This is a genomic window from Mesorhizobium silamurunense, assembly GCF_014843905.1.
GTDB classification, from domain to species: domain Bacteria; phylum Pseudomonadota; class Alphaproteobacteria; order Rhizobiales; family Rhizobiaceae; genus Mesorhizobium; species Mesorhizobium silamurunense.
The window spans coordinates 42,387-62,826 of sequence record NZ_LPVS01000010.1 but is presented as its reverse complement, the minus strand read 5'-3'; the positions used below and the strand labels follow the sequence as shown (position 1 = coordinate 62,826).

Annotated in this window: 19 protein-coding genes and 1 other RNA gene; 10 read left to right on the top strand and 10 right to left on the bottom strand. The window is 63.6% G+C overall.

Features of this window, described 5'->3' with window-relative positions; translation table 11 throughout:
• Window positions 1-81 precede the first annotated feature (81 nt).
• Window positions 82-396: a DUF2293 domain-containing protein gene (locus tag AU465_RS01225; protein WP_192243225.1), complete on the bottom strand. Its 315-nt coding sequence runs from the start codon at window positions 394-396 to the stop codon at window positions 82-84.
• Window positions 393-899, bottom strand: coding sequence for a tRNA (N6-threonylcarbamoyladenosine(37)-N6)-methyltransferase TrmO (tsaA, locus tag AU465_RS01220; protein WP_192243222.1), 507 nt, complete (start codon window positions 897-899; stop codon window positions 393-395). The genes AU465_RS01225 and tsaA overlap by 4 nt, the downstream gene beginning before the upstream one ends.
• A 136-nt stretch (window positions 900-1,035) precedes the next feature.
• Between tsaA and AU465_RS01215 the strand changes: the two genes are divergently transcribed.
• Complete coding sequence (locus tag AU465_RS01215) at window positions 1,036-2,058, top strand: ArsR/SmtB family transcription factor (RefSeq protein ID WP_192243220.1); 1,023 nt, start codon at window positions 1,036-1,038, stop codon at window positions 2,056-2,058.
• Window positions 2,058-2,975 carry a methylenetetrahydrofolate reductase [NAD(P)H] gene (metF, locus tag AU465_RS01210; protein WP_192243218.1) on the top strand — a complete coding sequence of 306 codons (918 nt, stop codon included), beginning with the start codon at window positions 2,058-2,060 and terminating at the stop codon, window positions 2,973-2,975. Before AU465_RS01215 ends, metF begins: the two co-directional genes overlap by 1 nt.
• A gap of 370 nt (window positions 2,976-3,345) precedes the next feature.
• Here the strand turns inward: metF and AU465_RS01205 are convergent, their stop codons facing one another.
• Window positions 3,346-4,263, bottom strand: coding sequence for a DMT family transporter (locus AU465_RS01205; RefSeq protein WP_192243216.1), 918 nt, complete (start codon window positions 4,261-4,263; stop codon window positions 3,346-3,348).
• A 211-nt stretch (window positions 4,264-4,474) separates the two neighbouring features.
• Here AU465_RS01205 and AU465_RS01200 point away from each other — a divergent pair, with 211 nt between their 5' ends.
• Window positions 4,475-5,695: an alanine racemase gene (locus AU465_RS01200; protein ID WP_192243214.1), complete on the top strand. Its 1,221-nt coding sequence runs from the start codon at window positions 4,475-4,477 to the stop codon at window positions 5,693-5,695.
• On the opposite strand, the gene AU465_RS01195 is transcribed toward AU465_RS01200, so the two are convergent.
• Window positions 5,692-6,423, bottom strand: coding sequence for an SDR family oxidoreductase (locus AU465_RS01195; RefSeq protein WP_192243212.1), 732 nt, complete (start codon window positions 6,421-6,423; stop codon window positions 5,692-5,694). The two genes, AU465_RS01200 and AU465_RS01195, sit on opposite strands and share 4 nt — an antisense overlap.
• Window positions 6,424-6,545: 122 nt before the next feature.
• On the opposite strand from AU465_RS01195, the gene AU465_RS01190 reads away from it, so the two are divergent.
• A complete protein-coding gene (locus AU465_RS01190; protein ID WP_192243210.1) occupies window positions 6,546-7,442 on the top strand; it encodes a LysR family transcriptional regulator in 897 nt (298 codons plus the stop codon).
• Window positions 7,443-7,460: 18 nt separating this feature from the next.
• On the opposite strand, the gene AU465_RS01185 is transcribed toward AU465_RS01190, so the two are convergent.
• The 3 genes from AU465_RS01185 to AU465_RS01175 form a co-directional block, all read right to left on the bottom strand.
• A complete protein-coding gene (locus tag AU465_RS01185) occupies window positions 7,461-8,639 on the bottom strand; it encodes a lytic murein transglycosylase (protein WP_192243208.1) in 1,179 nt (392 codons plus the stop codon).
• A gap of 176 nt (window positions 8,640-8,815) precedes the next feature.
• Entirely contained in the window at window positions 8,816-9,607 is a 792-nt protein-coding gene (locus AU465_RS01180) for a glycoside hydrolase family 25 protein (RefSeq protein WP_192243206.1), read from the bottom strand.
• A gap of 42 nt (window positions 9,608-9,649) precedes the next feature.
• Window positions 9,650-9,811, bottom strand: coding sequence for a hypothetical protein (locus AU465_RS01175; protein ID WP_192243204.1), 162 nt, complete (start codon window positions 9,809-9,811; stop codon window positions 9,650-9,652).
• Window positions 9,812-9,888: 77 nt separating this feature from the next.
• Between AU465_RS01175 and AU465_RS01170 the strand changes: the two genes are divergently transcribed.
• The gene (locus tag AU465_RS01170) at window positions 9,889-11,277 is read left to right on the top strand and encodes a serine hydrolase domain-containing protein (RefSeq protein WP_192243202.1); all 1,389 of its coding nucleotides are present in this window, start codon (window positions 9,889-9,891) and stop codon (window positions 11,275-11,277) included.
• Between the two features lie 8 nt (window positions 11,278-11,285).
• Here AU465_RS01170 and AU465_RS01165 read toward each other — a convergent pair whose 3' ends face one another.
• From AU465_RS01165 to AU465_RS01155, 3 genes are all read right to left on the bottom strand, one after another.
• Complete coding sequence (locus tag AU465_RS01165; RefSeq protein WP_192243200.1) at window positions 11,286-11,951, bottom strand: class I SAM-dependent methyltransferase; 666 nt, start codon at window positions 11,949-11,951, stop codon at window positions 11,286-11,288.
• The gene (locus AU465_RS01160) at window positions 11,948-13,195 is read right to left on the bottom strand and encodes a BtaA family protein (protein WP_192243198.1); all 1,248 of its coding nucleotides are present in this window, start codon (window positions 13,193-13,195) and stop codon (window positions 11,948-11,950) included. Before AU465_RS01160 ends, AU465_RS01165 begins: the two co-directional genes overlap by 4 nt.
• A gap of 198 nt (window positions 13,196-13,393) precedes the next feature.
• On the bottom strand, window positions 13,394-17,005 hold the full coding sequence (locus tag AU465_RS01155; RefSeq protein WP_192243547.1) for a hydantoinase B/oxoprolinase family protein: 3,612 nt from the start codon (window positions 17,003-17,005) through the stop codon (window positions 13,394-13,396).
• Window positions 17,006-17,191: 186 nt separating this feature from the next.
• On the opposite strand from AU465_RS01155, the gene AU465_RS01150 reads away from it, so the two are divergent.
• The 5 genes from AU465_RS01150 to rnpB all read left to right on the top strand — a co-directional run bounded on the left by AU465_RS01150 (window position 17,192) and on the right by rnpB (window position 20,373).
• The gene (locus AU465_RS01150) at window positions 17,192-17,398 is read left to right on the top strand and encodes a hypothetical protein (RefSeq protein ID WP_192243196.1); all 207 of its coding nucleotides are present in this window, start codon (window positions 17,192-17,194) and stop codon (window positions 17,396-17,398) included.
• 133 nt (window positions 17,399-17,531) lie between these two features.
• Window positions 17,532-18,251: a J domain-containing protein gene (locus tag AU465_RS01145; RefSeq protein ID WP_192243194.1), complete on the top strand. Its 720-nt coding sequence runs from the start codon at window positions 17,532-17,534 to the stop codon at window positions 18,249-18,251.
• Entirely contained in the window at window positions 18,248-19,015 is a 768-nt protein-coding gene (locus tag AU465_RS01140; protein WP_192243192.1) for an N-acetylmuramoyl-L-alanine amidase, read from the top strand. Before AU465_RS01145 ends, AU465_RS01140 begins: the two co-directional genes overlap by 4 nt.
• A 186-nt stretch (window positions 19,016-19,201) precedes the next feature.
• A complete protein-coding gene (locus tag AU465_RS01135) occupies window positions 19,202-19,912 on the top strand; it encodes a lytic transglycosylase domain-containing protein (protein ID WP_192243190.1) in 711 nt (236 codons plus the stop codon).
• A 60-nt stretch (window positions 19,913-19,972) separates the two neighbouring features.
• An RNA gene (rnpB, locus tag AU465_RS01130) (RNase P RNA component class A) lies at window positions 19,973-20,373 on the top strand.
• Window positions 20,374-20,440: the final 67 nt, after the last annotated feature.

The window sequence follows — 20,440 nt, the reverse complement described above, 5'->3', positions numbered from 1 at the left end:
TAAACGAAGTAGAGCCAGGCGACTGGCGCTGCCTGGCCTGCCCGCGAGGAGCCTACGCGATCCGGGCGGGTTCCATCTGCTTCACTCGTCCTCGTCGTCTTCCTCCAACAAGCGCGTTGCGCGCCAACGGGTCAGCACCGCATTGGTCTGCTCGATGACGAAGAAGCGCGCCGAGTCCCGGTCATAGCCTTCGGCGAGCAATTTCTCGTAGTCGGTATGGGTGTGGCGGACATGAGCGATGGTTGCCAGCCATACCGCGATCGTCGGCGGCAAGGTCTTCATATGCATGGCGCCGGCATCGGCGCGGATCTTTTCCATGTCGGCATAAGGGGCGAACGGCAAGAGCGCGGTCAGCGCCTTGGCAATGGCGCGGCGACGGCCGGTCGGCGCGTTCATTTCTCGTCGCGTCCGGTAATGGTCGCTTCGGGGAAGGCATCGATCGAAGCGTAGTATGGCTTGATGTCGATGACCGGCGTGCCGTCCAGCACGTCGATGGCGTCGATCTCGATCCGGCCGGCCTCGATGTCGACCGCGACAAGCTTCGCGACATGCAGGCCGACAGGGTTCGGCCGGGCGGGGGAGCGCAGCGAGAAAACGCCTTTCGGTTCAGCCGCATGGCGCGGTTTCTGCACAATCAGAGTCCGCGGCGCGCGATCGAACCAGGACAGGATGACGATGTGGCTGGCGCGATCCAGGTTCTGCAGCCCCTGGCGGTATGGCTCGTCAATCAGGATGGTCGCTGTCCGTCCGGCTTCGCGGGCGGCGCGCATGTTTTTCGGACAATCCTCGCGGCTCGTCCAGGGCGAGACGATATGGCCGATGAAGACGAGATGGCCGTCCGGCGGCATATCCGCCGGATCGATCTTCAGGAGCTTCTCGCCCTCGCGCGTCTCGAACATCGTCTTCGTCCGCTCAATCGTTCGCGGCGCGCGGATCACGGCTGCGCCATTTTCTTGTCCGGAAGCGACATAGTGCTTGCCAGGGTTTCAAATCCGACATAAACATATCTTTATATCTTTCAGTGAGAACCCGTTCATGCATGTCACGCTCGACACGATGGTAGATACATTGAAGGCGGCAGCCGAATCCAGCCGCCTGCGCATCTTGGTGCTGCTGTCGCGCGGGGACCTCACGGTCTCCGACCTCACCGAGATCCTTGGCCAGTCGCAGCCGCGCGTCTCTCGACACCTGAAGCTGCTGCTCGATGCCGGGCTGATCGGCCGCTACCAGGAAGGGTCCTGGGCCTTCTTCAGACTGTCGGACACGGACAGCTCGCGCGATTTCGTGCAGCGCCTGGTCTCCGGCGTGCGCGAGGCCGATCCGCAGGTGGTGCGCGATCTGGAGCGGCTGGCCGCGGTCAAGCGCAAGCGGCAGGATCGCGCCGCCGAATATTTCTCCGAAAACGCGGCGAGTTGGGATCGTATCCGCTCGCTGCATGTGCCCGATCGCGCGGTCGAAGCCGCATTGCTCAAGCTCGTCGGCAAACGGCCATTCCAGTCGATGCTCGACCTCGGCACCGGCACCGGCAGGCTGCTGGAGATCTTTGCGCCGCTCTACCGGCGCGGCGTCGGCATCGACATGTCGCGCGAGATGCTGACGGTGGCGCGCGCCAATCTCGACAAGGCGGGGGTCGCCAACGCGCAGGTGCGCCAGGGCGACATCTTTTCGCCGCCGGTCGAGCGCAACGCCTTCGATCTCGTCACCATCCACCAGGTGCTGCACTATCTCGACGATCCGGCCCGCGCCATCGGCGAGGCGGCGAGGCTGCTGCGTCCGTCGGGCAGGCTGGTCATCGTCGATTTCGCACCCCACAATCTCGAGTTCCTGCGCGACCAGCACGCCCATATGCGGCTTGGCTTCTCAGACCGGCAGATCGCCGACTGGTTCGAGGAGGCAGGGCTCGATCTCGAGGACAGACAGGAATTCGAGCCGCGCGGGCAGGCCGAGGCCAGGCTCACCGTCAAGCTCTGGCTTGGCCGCGACCGCCGCCTGCTGATCGCCGATCCGTCCAATGACACGCTGCCAGCCAAAACATATCCAATGGGGGAAACAGCCTGATGAACCAGTTCCGCTTTTCCCGCCGCCCCGACATTGGCGACAAGGTCCGGGTTTCGTTCGAGTTCTTCCCGCCGAAGACCGACGAGATGGAAGCTAGGCTCTGGGATACCGTCACCCGGCTGGAGCCGCTCAAGCCGAGATTCGTCTCGGTGACCTATGGCGCGGGCGGCTCGACCCGCGAGCGCACCGCACGCACGGTGAAGCGCATCCTCAACGAGACGACACTGAGGCCGGCCGCGCACATGACCTGCGTCGACGCGGCCCGTCATCAGGTCGACGGTGTCATCCAGGAGTTCGCCGGCATGGGCGTCACCCGTTTCGTCGCCTTGCGCGGCGATCCGGCAGCGGGCGTGGGAACCGCGTACCGTCCGCATCCCGACGGTTATGCCAACGGCGCCGAGCTGGTCGGGGCGCTGAAGAGCGCCGGCGATTTCGACATCTCGGTCTCGGCCTATCCGGAAAAGCATCCGGAAAGCCCGGATTTCGCCACCGACATAGACATGCTGAAGCGCAAGGTCGACAATGGCGCGACGCGGGCGATCACCCAGTTCTTCTTCGACAACGATCTCTACGAGCGCTATGTCGAGCGGGCGCGCCGCGCCGGCATCTATATCCCGATCGTGCCGGGCATCCTGCCGGTGCACAACTTCACCCAGGTCGCCAATTTCTCGTCGCGCTGCGGTGCGCTGGTGCCGGCGTGGCTGGCCGAACGCTTCGAAGGGCTGGAGAACGACCCGCAGACGCATGCGCTGGTGGCTTCGGCGGTAGCGGCTGAGCAGGTGCACGATCTCGTCGAGCGGGGCGTCGGCGATTTCCATTTCTACACGATGAACCGGGCCGACCTGGTCTTTGCCGTCTGCCATATGATCGGCATCCGCTCGCACGAGGCGGAGGCGGCGGGATCGGCCGCGGCCTGAAACGGCTGGAAACGGAAAAGGCCGGGTAGAACCGGCCTTTTCGAACTGTTTGGACTACTCTCGGTGTGGATCTTCCCGGCTTTGGCGGGTTAGGGAAGAACGCCTATGATAAGGGCACCGATGAATGCGAATGCGGCACAAATCATCAAAGCGTTGATTGGCCTCGTCAGTCCCATGCCATAGCCTCCTCTTCAGAGCCATGGCCGGAATCTAGAGTCATTTGGGTCACAGGCAAGCGGAAAACGTGCTGCAATGCGACATGATTGTGGAATTTGCGACTTCCGATTTGCCGTTAGCCGTTGAAACTCTTCGGCAAAAATCGATCCAAGAGTTGTGAATAAATTATGGCGAAGCCGTGGCAATGGCACCGCTACCATCGGCCGAACAGGCGGCCATCGATGGTGATCAGGCCGAGTCCGATCAGCACCATGCCGCCCATTTCGAAGAGCTGCAGGCGTTCACCGAGGAACAGGAAACCGAGCAGCACGGCGCTGACTGGCACGATCAAAGTGACCAGCGAGGCATTGGTGGCGCCGGCCGAGGCGACGAGGTTGAAATAGAGGATGTAGGCAAAGGCCGTGGAGAGCAGCGCCAGCCCCAGCACCGCGGCCCAGACCGGCGGCGAGGCCGAAAATAGTCCGGCCGGGCCGTGCGCAAGCACGACCGGGATCATGATGACGGTCGAGGCGGTCAGTTGCCCGGTGGCGATGACCGGCGAGGGCACGCCATTGAAGCGTCGCGCGACCATCAGGGCGACCGCGTAGGACAGCGAGGCGCCGATCAGCGCGAACTTGGCCCAGACCGGCCCCCCGAGGCCGGCAGCAAGACCAGGACCGATCATGACAGCTGTGCCTGCGACGCCGAGCGCGATGCCGGCCAGCTTGTTCCATGAGAGCTTTTCGTCCGTGGTGAGCGCATTGGCGAGAATCAGTGTCCAGAACGGTGTCGTGGCGTTGAGCACCGAGGCGACACCGGCGCCGAGTTCGGTCTGGCCGGCGAAGATCAGCGAAAAGGGAACGACGTTATTGGTCAGCGCCAGCAGGAAGAACAGGCCGGCGTAAGGAAAGGCGAGCCGGAAGGACGGGCCGCGGATCGCCAGATAGAGCTGAAGCGCGGCCGCGGCGATGGCGACGCGAAACAGCACCAGCGCCAGCGGATGGATCTCCGACACGGCAATGCGGGCAAAGAAGAAGGAGCCGCCCCAGATCGCGCCGAGCAGCAGGAGCTGCGCCCAGTCCTTGAGCGTCATCGGTCCGCGCGTCGCCGCGGCGCCAGCCGTAATCGTCATGTCGTCAACCCTCCCAGGCCGATCGCAATCTCAGCCGCCGAACAGCTCCAATCGATATACGGTCTGGCGGCAAGGGCCACCCGAAGCCTGACCGATGGTTTAGCGTTGGCGGAAAGGGTGCAGTCCGCCGGGCGCGAAGGCGAGACACAGAACTGTTTTCTTTGGCGGCTAGCTAGGATTAATTGTGCGCGCCCAGATCAAGGATTCGTCCATGCAGCGATTCGAAAATGCCCGCGAGGCGGCACTGGCGCTTCGTCCGGACGATCCGGTCTATTGCTTCCGCCCTCAGGTTCTGAGGGCTGATGCCCTGCAGTTCATGGGCATGTTCCCCGGCAAGACAGCCTATGCGGTCAAGACCAATGGCGAACAGATTGTGCTGAAGTCACTGGTGGAGGCCGGGGTCAGCGCCTTCGACGTGGCCTCGCCCGGCGAGTTCGCCGCTGTGCGCGCTGTCTCACCGGATGCCGAGATGCTCTACATGCATCCGGTCAAGGCGCAGTCGGACATCAAGCTGGCGCTGGAGAAATACGGCATCCGGGTGATTTCGCTCGACCATGAGGACGAGATCACCAAGCTGACGCGCGTGGTGCGGGCGCTCGACATCGACCCGGGCGCGGTGACGGTGTTCGTGCGTATCCAGACCAAAGGCCATGCGGCCTATGAGCTGTCGAAGAAATTCGGCGCCGGGCCGGCCAACGCGGTCGAGCTTGCCGAGCGGCTCAACCGCACCGGATACAAGGTCGGCCTCTGCTTCCATGTCGGCAGCCAGATCGAGGACCCGGACACCTATGAGCGGGCGCTGGCCTCGGCCGACTGGGTGCGCAACCGGCTGACCTTCGACATTGCCGGGCTCGACGTGGGCGGCGGCTTTCCCGCCGAATACGGCCACGATCCCAATCGCAAGCACATCGAGATGCCGTCACTCGGCCAGCTCATGTCGCGGCTGGCCGGCGACCTCGAGGAGTATCAGTTTGACGAGATGCCGCTGGTCGCCGAGCCCGGCCGCGTGATCGTGGCGCGTTGCCTGTCGCTGATCGTGCGCGTGCTGCTGCGCAAGGGCAAACGGCTTTACATCAATGACGGCATCTGGGCATCGCTGTCGGATTCATGGACCGGCAAGATCACGTTGCCGGCGCGCTTCATCCCGGATCCCGCGATCCGCACGCGCAACGGCAGCGACAAGACAATCGTGCCGTTCAAGGTCTGCGGCGCGACCTGCGATTCCGTCGACATATTGTCCAGACCGTTCTGGCTGCCGGAGACAGTCGATACCGGCGACTGGATCGAGATCGGCCATATCGGCGCCTATTCGCTGTCACTGAGGACGCGCTTCAACGGCTTCTTTCCGGACACGTTCGTCGAGGTGACGACGCCGTTCGATGAGGGCGACGCGCCGCAGGGATTTGCGAGCTTGGAGACAATGGCGGACTAGGCGACTCCGCCGCCGGCCTGGATATTCTCGCCGGTCAGCCAGCGGGCTGCGTCGCTGGCCAGGAAGACTGCAACATCGGCAACATCGCGTGGCGTGCCTATCCGGCCGAACGGCGACATGCCGGCTGCCACGGCGCGATCCCGCTCCGGCAGCAGGTCGGTGTCGGTGAAGCCTGGCGACAGCGCATTCACGGTGACGCCGCGCGGCCCGAGCTCGCGCGAGAGCACGCGAACGAACTGCTCGACGGCACCCTTGCTGCCGAGATAGAGCGCCGTCTGGGTGAAGAACATCTTGGTGCCGCCGGTCGAGACGGCAATGATCCGGCCGCCATCGCGGACACGCTTGGCCGCTTCCTGAAGCGTGAAGAACGTGCCCTTGGCGTTGGTGCCGAAGACGTGGTCGAAATCGGCCTCGCTTGCTTCGACGAGCGGTTTGATGACGGCGATGCCGACGTTGGCAATGACGATGTCGATGGCGCCCAGCTGGTCCTCGGCTTCGTCGAACAGCCTGCGGACATCGGCTGGAATGGAAATATCCGCCTGGATTGCCACCGCTTTTCCGCCGTTGACCGAAATGGCAGCGACCACGTCATCGGCGGCCTTTCTGTTGCCGACATAGTTGACGACGACGGACGCGCCGTCGGCGGCGAGACCCTCGGCTACGGCACGGCCGATGCCACGTGAACTGCCGGTGACGATTGCGGTTTTGCCCTGCAGCGATTGGGACATGATCGATTTCCTTCAACTCTTCACGGCTGCGCCGATGTGACCGTTGGGTTGAGAAATAGCGACCTGCAATTGATCGGATAATCGCCTATTATCTGACTGCCTTGTTAATCCAGAGATACATAATGCGCGGATCCGAATTCACCGAGCTCAAAGCGTTTGCGGCGATAGTGGAAGAGGGCAGCTTCGTCCGCGCGGCGGCGCGGCTGCGGGTGTCGCCGCCTGCGCTCAGCCAGTCGATCCGACAGTTGGAGTCGCGTATCGGCGTGAGATTGCTCAATCGCACCACGCGCAGTGTCTCGCCGACTGCTGCCGGCGAGACGCTGTTTACGCGCCTTGGCGTTGCGTTCGGAGAGCTGGATGACGCTGTTGCCGAGGTCCAGACCGCGCGTGTCAGCCCGGCCGGTTCGCTACGCATCAACGTTCCGCGCGTTGCCGCAATGCGCTTCATCGCGCCGGTCCTCGGCGATTTCCAGCGCGCCTATCCCGACGTCGCGCTGACCGTCATCGTCGACGACCTGCTGACCGACATTGTCGAGGGGCGTTTCGACGCCGGAATCCGCCTTGGCGAGCGGCTGGAGAAAGACATGGTGGCGGTGAAGCTGAGTGACGATCTGCAAATGGCAGCTGTGGCTGCTCCGGCCTATCTGGAGGGCCGCGCAGTCCCCCGTCATCCACAGGACCTGCACGAGCACCGCTGCATCAACTTCCAGTGGCCCGGCGGCGGCAACATCTACCGATGGGAGTTTTCGCGCGGCAAGCGATCGCTGGAAATCGCGGTCAAGGGAAGTCTCACCGTCAACGATACGGAGTTGATGCTCAAGGCGGCGCTGGATGGGGCAGGTGTAGCCTACATGATTGACTATCAGGTCCAGCCATGGATCGAGAAGGGCAGGCTGGTCCGGTTTCTCGAAGCCTGGTCGCCCGGCTTTCCGGGTTTCTATCTATACCACCCGAGCCGCCGGCTCGTGCCGCCGGCACTGCGTGCGTTCATCGATTTCTTGCGGTCGAGGCGAGGTTAGCGGAATCTCGCTACCATTTCACAATTTCGCCAGCAGCTCCGGCGTCGGCCAGCCGTCCACGGGCAGCCCGAGCCGCATCTGTTCCTTGCGGATCGCCTCGCGGGTGTTCGTGCCAAGAATGCCGTCGACCGTGCCGACGTCGTAGCCCTTGGCTTCGAGCTTGGTCTGCAGCGCCTTCATCTGATCGCCATTGAGCCCTTGCTCCGGCGTGCGTGGGTCGAATTGCGGCGCGCCGGCCAGACGGGTCGCAAGCACCGCAGCGGTGAGCGCGTAAGTGAAGGACTGGTTCCACTCCAGATAAACGTCGAAATTGTCGTAGGTCAGGAAGGCGGGGCCCTTGCGACCCATCGGCAAGGCCAGGCCAGCTTTGAGACCGTTATCGACAAGCGACGTGCCGTTCGGGTTGGTGACGCCCCACTGAGCCCATTGTGAGATCGGCAGTTTGTTCGTGCGCCCGGTCTGGTCCCACGGCATGTCGTCCGGCACGCGCACTTCCTCGACCCAGGGCTGGTCGCGCTTCCAGCCGCGCGACAGGATCTTGTCGGCCGTGGTCATGATCACATCGGGCGCGCTGTTCCTGAGATCGACCTTGCCGTCGTCGTCGCCGTCGACGCCGCGGGCGAGGTAGTCGGTCGGCAGGATCTGCGTCTGGCCGATTTCGCCAGCCCAGGCGCCCTTGACGTCGGCCGGCAGCACGCCGCGGTCGATCAAGGTCAGCAGCGGCACCAGTTGCGGCCGAAAGAGCTGAGGCCGGCGGCAGTCATGCGAGAGGGTGACCAGCGCGTCCAGCGTATGGAAATCGCCCTGCACCGCGCCGAAATCGGTCTCCAGTCCCCAGAATGCGGTGATGACGGCCGGCTGCACGCCGAATTCCTTGTCGGCGCGCGCGAAGACCTCGGCATATTTCTTGAGGTTGGCCGCGCCCTGCTTCAGGCGATAGGCCGAGATCATGCGGTTCGAGAATTGGGCGAAGGTCTGGGCGAACACCCCTTGAGCGCGGTCGCGCGCCAGCACCTTCTCGTCGATCGCGGCTTTTTCCAGCGCGTCCAGGCCGACGGCGCCGACGCCGGCTGCCTTGGCCTCGACAGCCACGCCCTGTTTCCAGGCTTCGAAATCGCCGCCGCATTCCTGCGCCGCCGCAGGCCAGGCGAAAGCGCCGACCAGCAGCGCCGCCAGGATTTCAACGCGCAATCGCATCGCTTCCCTTTCGAGACCGGCGCATGATCGGCGGCCCGGTGCGGACAGGATCATGCGTAGATTTCAAAATTCAGGAGCGCCGTTCGGCACCCCCGGTTGGGTGCGCCGCTCCGCATCACCAGCGGTTGCAACTATACGCCGCCCGCCGTGTCGAAAAGCAGGCACGGGGGCCGATGTCAACGGGTGTTCTGCCGCAGCCACTTGTTCCAGGCGGCTTCCGAGCCATTGAAAACATTGATGTCGGACTTGCCGGTCATGCCGGGCACAATGCCGGTGCCGGTGTACTGCCAGAAGGCGAAGGGATGGCTGCCATACTTCTGACGCGGATGGCCGGCGACCGAGCGCAGCCAGTAAGGATAGCCGCGGAACGTCGCCAGGCTATTGTCATCGAAGAAGTCGAGCGACGTATAGATGATCGGCTTCTTGCCGTAATGGCGCCCGACGATTTCGAGGAAGGTGCTCATTTCGCTGCGCACGGTCGCGGGATCGGGGCGCAGCCGGCAGGTCGGCGACTTCGGGTTCCATTCCATGTCGAGCACCGGCGGCATCGCCGACGGGTCTCTCGGGACATTGGCGATGAACCAGCGCGCCTGGGTGGCGGCCGGCGTGCAGAAATAGAAGAAATGATAGGCCGCGCGCGGGATTCCTGCGGCCTTGGTGCGTGACCAGTGCTCGTTGAAATAGTCATCGAAACGGTCGCCGCCCTCCGTCGCCTTGATGAAGGCGAAGGAGATGCCGCTGGCCTTGGCCGTCGGCCAGTCGACCGAGGCCTGGTATTTGGAGACGTCGGTGCCGTGGATGGCGTAGGTCCAGGGCGCGCCGCTGTCCCATTCATGCGGCTTGGAATCCTCGAAACGGGGCGCGCGCATCGCGACCGTCTGCGCTGACGGCGTCAGCGGCGAAAGATCCTCGACGGTCGAGCAGGCGCCCAACAGCGTAAGCATCAGGATGGCCGCAAGACGGCGCATGATATCCCCCGAGCCGGGATCAGCCGGCCGCTGATGGGTCCTTCATTGATGGTGGTCGCTTACGCGGGCCCCCTCCGGACGATCGCCCCACAGGACCGCCCATTCTTCACGCATGTCATTGTCCCAAAGCAGCTTGGCACTTTTGGGCGACATCCCTCCGTCATCGCCGAACATGGTTGATAATCCATTGACGGCGATCGACATCGGACATGATTTTGCGGAAGCAATGGCGGCAAATCGATGACATAAAGCGAGCCGGGAAATCCAAAGGGCGGGAAAAGATGCGGGCTGTCGTGAGGTTCATCAAATGGCTGCTGGGCCTGGTGGTGCTGGCGGTGGTCGCGCTCTTCGCCTGGCTTTATTTTGCGCCGCCCGAGCTGATCCGTGTCGGCTCCGGCTATTCGGCCAAGATCGTCTGCTCCAATGTGTTCATCGCCGGCCGCGACCCGAATGAAGTGCTGGCCGTCGACGTGCAGGCGCCGGGCCATCCACTGCTCAAGCTGATGAAAGTATCCGTCGATAAGGAAAGGGGGCTTGTTTCGGCGGGCCTGCTTTGGGTTCTGGGCAAGAGCCTCGCCGTCGAGCGCGACGGCGTCGGCTGCGCATCGGTTCCGGATGGCGACACCGGCAAGGCGCGGCAGACCGTCCTGCGTGTGGCACCGCCCGCTGCGACGACACAGCCAGATGCGCTCTGGCCCGACGGCGAGCGGGTGGATGCTTCGCAAAATCCGGAGGTTTCAACGATCGTCGACGATCCCGCCATGGCCGGGACCGGCGTGCGCGCGATCGTTGTGGTGAAGAACGGCCGTATCGTCGCGGAGCGCTATGGTGACGGCTTTTCGGCCAAGACGCCGCTGCTCGGCTGGTCGATGACCAAGACGGTGAATGCCGCGATCGTCGGCACGCTGATGAAGGACGGCAAGATGGCGCTCGACAACAAGGCCCTGTTCGCGCCGTGGAAGGCCGACGGGCGGGCGGCAATCAGCCTTGCCGACATGATGGCGATGTCGAGCGGGCTGGAATTCAACGAAGACTATGGCGACGTCGCCGACGTGACGCGCATGCTCTATCTCGAAGCGGACATGGCGGGCTTCGGCGAGGCCAAGCCGCTCACCGGCGAGGTCGGCAAGGTGTTCTCCTACTCGAGCGGCACGGCAGTGATGCTCTCGCGCCTGTGGCAGGACGCGGTCGGCGACAAGGCGAAAGCGCTGGCATGGCCGCGGACGGCGCTGTTCGAGCCGCTCGGCATGCACAGCGCGGTGCTCGAAACCGACGAACAGGGCACTTTCGTCGGCTCGTCCTATCTCTATGCCACGGCGCATGATTGGGCGCGCTTCGGCCAGTTCCTGCTGCAGGGCGGCGTCTGGAACAGCGCGCAGATCCTGCCGACCGGCTTCGTCGACTGGATGCGGCAGCCGGCGCCGGCCTCGAAAGTCTACGGCAAAGGCCAGGTCTGGATCGAGGGACCGGGCGATGAGGAAAGTCCCGGCGCGGGTGCCGCCGCCGGCCTGCCCAAGGATACCTATTGGATGGAGGGCCATGACGGCCAGACGGTGGCCATCGTGCCATCAGAGCAACTGGTGGTGGTGCGCCTCGGGTTGACGCCGGCCAAGCTCGGCTACCGGCCGCAGACGATGGTGGCAGCGCTGGTGAAGGCCCTACATCAGTAGGAGCCCGCCTACTTTCGAGCGCCGATCACGCCCAGCCAGGCATAGCCGCGATAAAGCGTTCTGAAACGGAAGGTTGCGCCGGTCCGCTCGGATTCCGATTCAAGGACGTCGCGCAGCGAGGCGCGCGGCTCGACATGGAATTTTCGCAGCCAGCCGCGCAGCAGGGCGCGGAACCAGCGCGGCAGGCCTTCCTGCTGGCCGAAATCGACGACATGCAGCGAACCGCCGGGCGCAAGCGAAGCCAGTGCTGCCGTGACGGTCTTTTCCCAGCCAGGAATCATCGACAGCGAATAGGACACGAAAACGCGGTCGAACCGCGCGGTGCCGAAAAGCGCCTTGGCGTCGAAGTCGGTGGCGTCACCGCGCGCGAGGTTGACCTTCGCTGCCAGACCTTCACGGGCTATCGCGGCATTCGCCGTCTCCAGCATTTCTGCCGAGATGTCGAGGCCGAAGAAGCGGGCATCCGGATAGCGGCGGGCGGCCAGCACGATGTTGCGGCCGGTGCCGCAACCGAGCTCGAGCACGCTGCCGCCTGACGGCACGTCGAGGCCGGCGATCAGCCGGTCGCGGCCGAGCAGATAGAATTTGCGGGTGAGGTCGTAGATGTGGCGCTGCCAGCGATAGACGCCGTCCATCAGTTCGGCATGGCTGGCCGGCAGTTCCGTCGTGCTCATGCCGCGCGCTTCACATAAAGATGGAAGCCGCCATAGATCGCTGAGCGGTCCCTGGCCGAGAATTCGCGCGAAGCCTCGTTCTCATAGTGCCACTGGTCGAGCAGGGAATTGGAGACGCGGCCCGGTAGCAGACTGGGCTCGGCCGCGGTGCGGAAGATCACGCGGGCGCCGACCGAGGCCGTGCGGGTGATCTCGGTCCACAAATCGTTAAGCAGGTCGTCGGTCATCCAGTCCTGCGCATCGAGCAGGACGAAGCGGTCGACCGAGCCAGCGTCCTTGCCGGCCAGGAACTTGATCAGATTTGCATGATGGATGGCGACGCGATCGATGTTGGTGCGGATCGTCTTGTAGTTGCGCTGTTCCAGATAGGCGGGAAGGGCAGCTTCGCCGGGCTCCGGGTAACGGCGGGCAAACGCCTGCCAGGCGAAATAGTTGTTTTTCAGCGGGAAGTCGCAGGCGAGCTTTTCCAGCCGCGCCTTCAAGACGCTCGCCATCGAGCCGTCGCCGGAGGTGATCAGCGAGTCGTACTGCGCCGGCGGGATGCCGAGACCGAACAGCGAGGCCTTGCGCGATGTCGCCCAGCGCAGGAGCTTTCTGTCGAAGACCGGCGCCAATTCCTCGTTGAAGAAGCGACGCTGCTCGCCGATGTTCTCGGCCTTCATGATGCCGGCCGGATCGACACCGAACAGTTTTGCCACCCGATGGCCCATGGCGATGAAAAGGCCAAGCAGGCCGGTCTGATAGAAGTTGCGGTCGAAGACCGAGATACGGCGCCTGCCACGCCAGTTCCTACGCTCCCAGTAGTGGCGGCTGACCGGATCGAGATGCGGTGCGATGAAGCGGTCGTAGGCTTCCGAATTGTGGCTGGTGTCGGCGGCGCCGAAGAAACGAAACAGGTCGCCCTGCGAGGGCAGATGGCGAACCGCTTCCAACTTCATGCGGTTCAGCGCGACGTGCGCGGCGTTGAGGTCGACCGCATCGATCCGGGCCGGCGAGCGGGTGAGGTAAGCCAGGATGTTGCAGCCGCCTGACGCGATTGTGACGATCCGATGCCCGGCGCCGAGCTGCATGGCGTCCATGTCGACATCGGGGTCTTCCCAGATCTGCGGATAGACGAGGCCGGAGAACAGGAAGGCGAAAAGCCGCTCGGAAATGCCGTCCTTCGACAATGCGCTGTTCTGATAGACCGCTTTTCCAACTTCCTTGCCGCGCCGAAAAACGAGTTCTCCCGAGACATCCGACATGGCGAAGTGATTCCCCGTTTGCGTTGGCGCAAGCGGGTAGCGCAGCGTTGTGACAGGCGGGTGACAGGCTGTTGACGTTAAAGCGCGTCGCGCTGAAACGGATTCGGGCGACGTGCTTTAGGTCTTTGTTTTTATGCATCTCGTTTTCGCAAAACCGCTGCACTCTTTTGCGCAACATGCATTAAGTTGACGCCTTCCTTACGCCTTGCCGAATCCGCCGGGCGTCGGCGTGATGACGATGACGGCCTCGCCGGCATCGAGCGTCGTCTGGTCGCAGGCCTTCAGCACGTCGACCGAGCCGTCGTTGCGTCTGACCTTGGTCGAGCCTGCCTCGCCATCGCCGCCGCCGTCGAGACCCTGCGGCGGCCGGTTGCGGTGCGAGGAGAGGATGGCGCACTCCATCATCTCCAAGAAGCGGATGGTGCGCTTGGTGCCGTCGCCGGCGTTCCATTTGCCCTTGCCGCCGGAGCCCTCGCGGATGTGGAAGTCCTCGAGCACGACAGGGAAGCGCAATTCCAGCACCTCCGGATCGGTGAGTCGCGAATTGGTCATGTGCGTGTGGACGCCGGAAGTGCCGGCAAAGCCGCGGCCGGAATTCATCCGGCCGGCCGGCGAGCCGGAGCAGATCGTTTCGTAATACTGGTATTGCTTGTTGCCGAAGGTGAGGTTGTTCATCGTGCCTTGCGCGTTGGCCATCGCGCCCATGGCGCCGAACAGCGCGTTGGTGACATGCTGCGAGGTCTCGACATTGCCGGCGACGACCGCGGCCGGGTAGGCGGGCTTCAGCATGCAGCCGTCGGGAATGACGATGTTGATCGGCCGCAGACATCCGGCATTCATCGGGATCATGTCCTCGACCATGACGCGGAAGGCATAGAGCACGGCGGCTCGCGCCACCGGCTCCGGCGCGTTGAAATTGTTCTTCATCACGGGCGAAGTGCCGGTGAAATCGACCGTCGCCTGGCGCTTTTCCCGGTCGATAGTGATCTTCACCTTGATCGCCTGGCCGGTGTCGGTGGGGTATTCGTAGTCGGAGCTGTCGGGCAGCCGTTCCAGCACACGGCGCACGCTCTCGGCGGCATTGTCCTGGACATGGCCCATATAGGCCTCGACGACATCGAGGCCGAAATGCCCGACCATCTTGCGCAACTCCGCCACGCCTTTTTCATTGGCGGCGATCTGCGCCTTGAGGTCGGCGATGTTCTGCGCGGGATTGCGGGCGGGGTAGGGATGGTCGGTCAGGAGCGCCTCGAGCTCCTTCTCGCGGAAGCGGCCGCGATCGACGATGCGGAAATTGTCGAACAGCACCCCTTCCTCGTCGACGGTGGTGGCTAAAGGCGTCATCGAGCCCGGCGCCGTGCCGCCGACGTCGGCGTGGTGCCCGCGCGAGGCTGCCCAGAACAGGATTTCCTTGCGGGCGTCATCGAATACCGGCGTCACCACAGTGATATCGGGCAAATGCGTGCCGCCATTGTAAGGCGCGTTGAGCGCGAAGACGTCGCCCGGATGGATATCGCCCGAATTCAGGCGGATGACGGTTTCGACCGAGCGGTCCATGGATCCCAGATGCACCGGCATGTGCGGCGCGTTGGCGACCAGCGCGCCGTGACGGTCGAACACGGCGCAGGAGAAATCCAACCGCTCCTTGATGTTGACGGAATAGGCGGTGTTCTGCAGCGTCACGCCCATCTGCTCCGCGATCGACATGAAAAGGTTGTTGAAGACCTCCAGCATCACCGGATCGGCCTCGGTGCCGAGCGCCGCCTGCCGGCGTTTCTTTTCGATGCGGCGCAACAGGACATGGTTCAGGGCCGTGATCATGGCCTGCCAGCCCGGTTCGACGACGATGGTCTGGTTCGGCTCGATGACGAGGGCGGGACCCGCCACCTTATGGCCGGGCTTCAGATCCTCGCGCCGGAAGATACCGGCATCACGCCAGGCGCCGTCGGCGAAGAATTGCCGGGTCTGCCAGGGGCTTGCCGCCTTGTCTTCGAGGCTTGATTCATTTTCGTCGCGCGCAGCGGTCCCGACATCGCTGCCTTCGACGCCAACCGCCTCGATGATCATAGGCTTGTTTTCGTAGACGAAGCCGAATTGGGCCTTGTGGGCGGCCTCGAAATCGCTTCTGGCGCGGAAAATCGAGCCATGCTCGAAATTCACCGGCAAAGTCGTGTCCGTGCCGTCATAACGGATCTGCAGGACCGGTCTCGAGGCGATGGCGGCTTCCGCAATGCCTTGCGCCGCAAGTTCGGCGACGACACTTTGGCGCAAAGCCGCAATCAGTTCTTCGATCGAGGAGCGGGACTCTTCGGCGAGCGGCTTCAGCAGCGCCTGCTGGCGCGAGGCAAAAACTGTCGACAGCCCGATGCCGTAAGCCGAAAGCAGGCCCGAGAAGGGATGGATGAGCACCGCTTCCATGCCGAGCGCATCTGCGACCAGGCAGGCATGCTGGCCGCCGGCGCCGCCGAAGCAGTTCAAGAGATATTCGGTGACATCGTAGCCGCGCTGCACCGAAATCTTCTTGATGGCGTTGGCCATGTTCTCGACGGCGATGGTGACGAAGCCCTCGGCCACCGCTTCCGGCGAGCGCCCATCGCCGATCTCGGTAGCGAGCGCCGCGAATTCTTCGCGCACGGTGCCGACGTCGAGCGGCTGGTCCTGGCCGGGACCGAAGATCGCCGGGAAGACATCGGGCTGCAGCTTGCCGAGCATCACATTGGCGTCGGTGACGGCGAGCGGCCCGCCACGTCGGTAAGCGGCCGGGCCGGGATTGGCGCCGGCGGAGTCCGGGCCGACACGGAAGCGGCCGGCCTCGTAATGCAGGATCGAGCCGCCGCCGGCAGCGACAGTATGAATGCGCATCATCGGCGCGCGGATACGCACGCCGGCGACTTCGGTGTCGAAGGCGCGTTCATATTCGCCGTCGTAATGGGCGACGTCGGTCGAGGTGCCACCCATGTCGAAGCCGATGACCTTTTCGAAGCCGGCGAGCTTCGCCGTCTCGACCATACCGACGACGCCGCCGGCCGGACCCGATAGCAGCGCATCCTTGCCCTGGAACATGTCGGCGGCGGTCAGCCCGCCCGACGACATCATGAACATCAGGCGTGGGCCGGCACCCAACTCGCCTGCCACCTTCTGCACGTAGCGTGACAGGATCGGCGACAGATAGGCGTCGACCACAGTGGTGTCGCCGCGGCCGACCAGCTTGATGAGCGGCGAGACCTCGTGGCTGACCGAGACCTGTCTGAAGCCGATCTTGAGGCAGACTTTTGCTACCGCTTTCTCGTGGTCGGGATATTTCCAGGCATGCATGAAGACGACGGCGACCGCGTCGATGCCGTCGGCCTTGGCCTGCTCTATCGCCGGGCGGCAGGCGGCGATGTCGAGCAGCCGCTCGACGCAGCCATCGGCGCGCACGCGCTCGTCGATCTCGATCACGCGCTCGTAGAGTTGTTCCGGAAGGACGATTTCCTTGGCAAAAATATCCGGACGCGCCTGATAGGCGATGCGCAGCGCGTCGCGAAAGCCCTTGGTGGTGAGCAGGAGCACCCGGTCGCCCTTCCGCTCGAGCAGCGCATTTGTGGCGACCGTGGTGCCCATCTTAATGTCGCCGATCCGGCCAGGGGGGATGGTCGCACCGGTTTTCAGCCCAAGCAGGTCACGGATGCCCTGGATGGCGGCATCGGCATAGGCCTCAGGGTTCTCCGACAATAGCTTTCGGGGATGCAATTGTCCTCGCGGGTCACGGCCGATGATGTCGGTGAACGTGCCGCCCCGGTCGATCCAGAAATCCCATTTTTTGTTCACCGCGGCTTCCGTCATTCTGCCTATCCAATCTGTGCGAGCGCTTGCTCTGTTAGTTCGCCGTTTCGGCGGCAATCGCAAGTTGATGTTACATTTGGAAACGCAACGTTACGAAACCTGTGAGCCGCTCGATGCATTTCTCTTGTGGCCGTTCACCGAAACGTGAACGCTTGCTGAAGGAGAGATATCATGAAGAAGCTCATTCTGGCGTCTGTTTCGGCGCTCGCCCTGCTGGGGGTCGCGGCTTGCAGCGACAGCGGCACCGGCACGGACAAAACGACCACCCAGAGCACCAACCCGCCGGCCAACGAGCAGCCGATGAAGCCAGCCTCGCCTGACGCTTCGAAGCCTGCCGAACCGGCTCCGGCAACACCTCCTGCTGCACCGGCGCAGTAGAAATCTGTCCAATGAAATCGGAAGGCCGGCCTTGCGCCGGCCTTTCTTTTGGCGGGACTGCCATCAAACGCCGTTCGACCTGCGGCATTGTCCCGGCTTGATAGCGGTGCCCGGTTCGCACTAAGAAGCCGGCATGTCGATTTGGGACCGCCTCGGCGACTTCATCGCTCGTGTTTCGTCGTCGGCGTCCTCGGGCGTCGCCGATGTCGTCGAGGCCGTGCGGACCGTGTTCTCCGGCGACGCGGACCTGCGCCGGCGCGTTGCCTTCTCGGTAGCGATGATCGCGCTCTCGGCCAAGATGGCCAAGGCCGACGGCATCGTCTCCCAGGACGAGGTGCGCGCCTTCCAGGAAATCTTCGAAGTGCCGCCCAAGGAAACGCGCAACGTGGCGCGCCTTTACGACCTCGCCAAGCGCGACGTTGCCGGGTTTGAAATCTATGCCCAGCGCATGGCGCAGCTATGCGGTTCCGGCCATGCGAATTGCATGATGCTGGAAGACATACTCGACGGGCTGTTCCATATCGCCAAGGCCGACGGGCTGATCCACGAGCGGGAAGGGCAATTCCTGCATCGCATCGCAGAGATCTTCCGGATCGATGAGGCGCACTACCAGGCGATCCTGTCGCGGCACGTCAATCTCGGCGCCGCCGATCCCTATATTATTCTGGGCATCGAGCGGGGGAAGCCGTTCGAGGAGGTCAGGAAGCGCTATCGCAAGCTGATCTCCGACAATCACCCCGACAGGCTGATCGCGCGCGGCCTGCCGCAGGAATTCATCAAGATCGCCACGACAAGGGTCGCCGCGATCAATGCGGCCTATGAGATGATCGAACGGGGCCTCAGGCACGTATGAGCGGTTTTTTGCCCGACCAGCCGGGTGCCGAGGTCAGGGTGTCGCCGAATTTCGGTCCGCGGCGCGACACACTCAGGCCCGACATGATCGTGCTGCACTATACCGGCATGGCGACGGGGGCCAGCGCCGAGGCGTGGCTGTGCGATCCGGCAAGCGAGGTGTCCTCGCATTATCTTGTCCATGAGGATGGCCGCATCGTGCAGATGGTGCGCGAGAGCGACCGCGCCTGGCATGCCGGCAAGAGTTCATGGTTCGGGCGTGTCGACATCAACTCCTGCTCTGTCGGCATCGAGATCGTCAATCCCGGGCATTCGCTGGGCTACAAAGCCTTCCCGAAGCGGCAGATCGACGCCGTTATCGGTTTATGCGAGGGGGTCGCCGGACGGCATTCCATTCCACCGCAAAGGGTGCTCGCGCATTCCGATGTGGCGCCGGGACGCAAGGTCGACCCGGGCGAGAAGTTTCCCTGGAAAGCGCTCTTTGCGGCCGGCGTCGGCCATCTCGTTGCCGCGACCCCGATCAGCCATGGTGCGGCGCTGAGGGCGGGCGACACCGGCGCCGACGTGGAGGCACTGCAATCGATGCTGGCGCTTTACGGCTACAGCGTCGAGATATCGGGCGCCTTCGATCGCCAAACGGAAATCGTGGTGGCGGCGTTTCAGCTGCATTTCCGGCGGCGACTCGTCGACGGCGTGGCGGACGGCTCGACGATCCGCACGCTGCAAAGGCTGCTAGCTTCCGTTAAGACAGCCTCGCCCAAATAATCTCGCCACGTTCCCTAAATTACAATTTGTCATACAAAGTGAATTGCCTCGCCTTCATTGGCGCCAATTCCCTCTCCAAACGCATCTCCCACAAGTTGTTGGACATCTATCCCCCCAAGATGCTCCGATGTTGAGTTGGCCCAGCTGCGCGAAATTCTTCGCGCGGTTCTAACAGAACAGGACTACATGCAAAGATTGACCGTTGTAGCGGCAGCCGTTGCTGCCGGAGTGATGAGTTTTGCCTTCAGCCCGGCAAACAGTGCCCCCCTTAGCTTGCGGGCGGCCGACAATGGGTTCGCGGCAACCCCCGCAACGCCAAAGACAGCCCCCGATCCCAAAACCGCAAAAACCACGAAAGTCGCCCAGGCAAAGGTGCAGAAAGCCGGAGTAGCGCGGTCGGCGAAATCAACGGTCAAGCGCAATGCAAAGCGCGGCAGGAAGACCATCGACCTGACGACGACGGCTTCCATCCATCCCGAAAAGCCCGCCCTGTCGTCCCCGGCGACCGGCGGTGGCCAATATTCTGCGATCATCGCCCGCTATGCGGCGAGCTACGGCGTGCCGGTGTCGCTCGCCAAGGCCGTCATCAAGATCGAAAGCAACTATCGGCCGAACATGGTCGGCAGCGCCGGCGAGATCGGCCTGATGCAGATCAAGCCGGCGACGGCGCGGATGATGGGTTATACCGGTTCAGCCAAGGGACTGTTCGATCCCGACACCAACATCAAATACGGCATGAAGTACCTGGCCATGGCGCAAGGGCTCGGCGGCGGCACGACCTGCGGCACGATCCTCAAATACAATGCCGGCCATGGTGCGAGGCGGATGAATCCGGTTTCGGCCGCCTATTGCAGCAAGGTGAAGGTGCAGATGGCGGCGCTCGGCTCGCCCGCCTAAAGCGGGGCAGCTGCCTTTTTCGTTTGCGTTTTCCGGCGGGAATCCCTTTATACGCGCTTGCCAGCTGGCCGGGCGGCCGCGCCCGCAAGAGCCGAAAGGCTGCGGGTGAGGAAAGTCCGGGCTCCATGGAGACACGGTGCCGGCTAATGGCCGGCGGGGGCGACCCCAGGGAAAGTGCCACAGAAAGCAAACCGCCGCGGCGAATGCCGCGGCAAGGGTGAAAGGGTGGGGTAAGAGCCCACCGCGCGACTGGCAACAGGAGCGGCACGGCAAACCCCACCGGGAGCAAAACCGAATAGGGGCGGTGCGAGGGGAAACCTTCGAGGGCTGTTTCCGGCCCACCGCCCGGGTAGGTTGCGTGAGGCGTGTGGCGACACGTGCCCAAGATGAATGGCCGCCACGTTCCCGCGCCGCAAGGCGCGGGGGCCATACAGAACCCGGCTTACAGGCCAGCTGGCATTTTTTCTTCGCGACATCCAAGAGAGCTCCTGAAATCAGCGGGTTGTGCCGTCAGGCTCGCCTGTTGAT